This window comes from Limnohabitans sp. Bal53 (genome assembly GCF_003063355.1).
Lineage (GTDB): Bacteria > Pseudomonadota > Gammaproteobacteria > Burkholderiales > Burkholderiaceae_C > Limnohabitans_A.
Map to the genome: position 1 here is coordinate 1 of NZ_NESH01000018.1, position 2,624 is coordinate 2,624.

Here is a 2,624-nt window from a genome sequence, read left to right on the forward strand (position 1 = left end):
CCCAAAGTGACCAGTTGCTGGGGGCCCTTCTCAAAGTTGAAGCTGCCCTGCGCGTGGATGAAGCCGGCGATGTCCATGCGCATGTCCTCAACGGACACGCCCAAGCGTTGATTGCCGTCAAAGTCCAATTGAACGGCCGTATCCGTGCCGTCGCTATTTTTAGCGCCCGTACGCACCAATAAAGCGCCTGGAACAACAAGCGCCGATGCTGCGACCGACTCAAAAGTGGATCCAAAGTCAATGACTGGGGTCCCAGTCCACGACAACAAGGGGTTTAACCACCCTGAGCTGTCATTCACGTTTAGCTGTAGATTTTGCCCCGAGACTTGTAACGCTTCGCTGCCACCAGTGGCGAAACCCGCCTGCGCAGCAAAACCCGATGCAGCATAGAAAACAGGCAGTCCTGCCAGAGCACGTAGTTCGGCATTACCGAAAATACCCATTCCAAACTCGAAGTCTGAAACAGCAAAGCCATAGAAATCTTGCTCGTCTAAAGACTTGGTGAAATCGTAGTCACCGAAACCAAACGATGCACTGAGGCCTGAACCCCCAATGGCAAGACTCCAAAGCGGCACGTCGTATAGGTAGGTAAAGTCACTGGCAACGCGCACACCCTCGACCGCCAGCAAGGCATTTGACATCCGCCCCAAAAGCTCTGTGGTTCCCAAACTATTTTGATTACCAGAAATGCCTGTGGCGATATTCATCCGGTAGTAGTCGCCAAAGTCGAAGCTAAGATCCCCGTCAACGGTCAAAAAGTCGAAAAACGTAACGCGCTTTTCACCCAGAAACGAGATCTCGCTGCTCGCACCCGCATCGTGCGAGAGGCGGTAATCAGAGGCTGACCCATCCCGGTCGATCGTCCAGCCACCAATCGCATCACCATTGGCGTTCCTAGCGGTGGTGAGATTGATCACGGACTGGTTTAACTCGCCATCCACCGACCCAAAGCCGAGGTCAAACGTCACGAGGGTGTCAGCGGCCGAGAGAACCATATCTGGAGCGCCCGCGCTTCCCATCACACTGATGACGCCAGCCCCAACGACCCAGCCGTAGGTTTGCAGCGCCTCTGCCGGCACAAGAACACTCAGACCCAAATTGACCCCTGATAGGGTTAGCCTAAAGTTGTCCTGAATTTGGGCTAGTGGATCTTTGGCTACGAAGCCCGCGGCACCCTCGACGGTGAAGCTCCAAATGTTGAAGACCTCGTCTTCACCCGATATGGGGTTCTCTAGATAGGTTGACGCATCAAATGACAACTGAACCGTCGTCGTATTGAGTCGCAGAAGCTCGTCAACGACCACATCTGATTGCAGACTGTAAGCGCCATTGACGCCGAAATAGTCGAGGTTTAACGCCTCACCGATCACGTCATTTGAAGCGTTTGGCAGCGTTACCGAGAGCTGGTCAGTACCGGCTATTTCTGCAACGGCTCGCAGTAAAAGCGCTGTTTCTGTCTGCTCAATTTCGAAGTAGATGTCGTCTTGTGAAACGTACAGGCCCAAAGCATGGTCGAAACTACCGCTTACGCTACCGTAAGTCATGATGGTGAACGTCTCACCTGCAGAAGGCTTGAAGCCGTCCAGCAAGTCAATTTCCAACGTTCCCGCTAAAACAGCCTCCCCTCGAACATTGAGTTGGTCGTAGTGTCCACTGCCTGAGCCAGGGGTCGTTCCTCCCAACTCAAACAGTAAGGATCCGCCAGACAGTTGTGTAAAACTATCAACATCGAGGACGCCGGGTGAGTAACCGGGACTGACCAAACCCGTGTTTACCAGGTCAATGGAAAGATCTCCGCTGCCACCCAAAATCTCTTTCGGCCCAAGTTGCAAGGTGGTATTTCGGAGCGCCGATTGACCGGCTAGAGTGGCCGCATCGTGCAAAATGGCGTCAACCGGAAAAGTACTCGCCCCAGCAGTGGCGGCCTGACTGGATACATAGCGCCCCATCAGGGGCATGGAAATAGTCGGCGTGCCGCCCAGTTGTTGCGCGGAATATGTTTCCATCAGCGCCTGTATATCGTCCCTGGCAGGCTCCAACATCAGCGCTGATGAGCCAAAAATAGGATCACCGGACAGCAATACCCTGGGCTCTAAGGGCTCGATGCGGAACGCGCGGCTTTTTAGGGCATCACGAACGCGTGCCGCAAATGGCTTCCGGACAAATCGCTTCGGAAAACCCAAAATTTACACCTGGTCGCTTCTAGTCGTTAAGGTGACTGAAACGGCGTTTAACAAACGACAGGGAACGCTGTAGTAGTATTTTTTTATTAAAAATTTATACATAAATTTAAATAAATAAACCATAGTAATATTTTCAAGTCATCAGGAAATTTAAATACGAACAACAGCGGCGGGAAACACACAAGGAATGTGACTTGGGACTGATATTACGCAAGCGCCGGGGTGATAACTCACAAAGACACACATTTACCCGCTCTAACGAGTTCATCGTCGTCTTTTCGTTTTTTCGACAACAAAAGATCTTTGGTTCTAGGGTGTTGCCGCCGACCGAAAACTGACCATCTAAACCTAGGAGTGCCGACTCAAAATTGACCAGGGTGTTCAACTGACCTGCTGAAATATTCAGCAGGAGAGATAGAAGGTGATCACCATGGAAATGAT

2 protein-coding genes are annotated in these 2,624 nt (G+C 51.8%); both read right to left on the minus strand.

The genetic code is table 11. The features are described 5' to 3' along the window. Positions 1–2,183 (minus strand): LEPR-XLL domain-containing protein (locus tag B9Z50_RS17295; RefSeq protein ID WP_146183250.1); only part of this gene is annotated, 2,183 nt, incomplete at its 3' end. Positions 2,184–2,316: 133 nt separating this feature from the next. Next, on the minus strand, positions 2,317–2,624 hold a 308-nt coding region (locus B9Z50_RS18040), incomplete at its 5' end, for a hypothetical protein (RefSeq protein WP_233249927.1).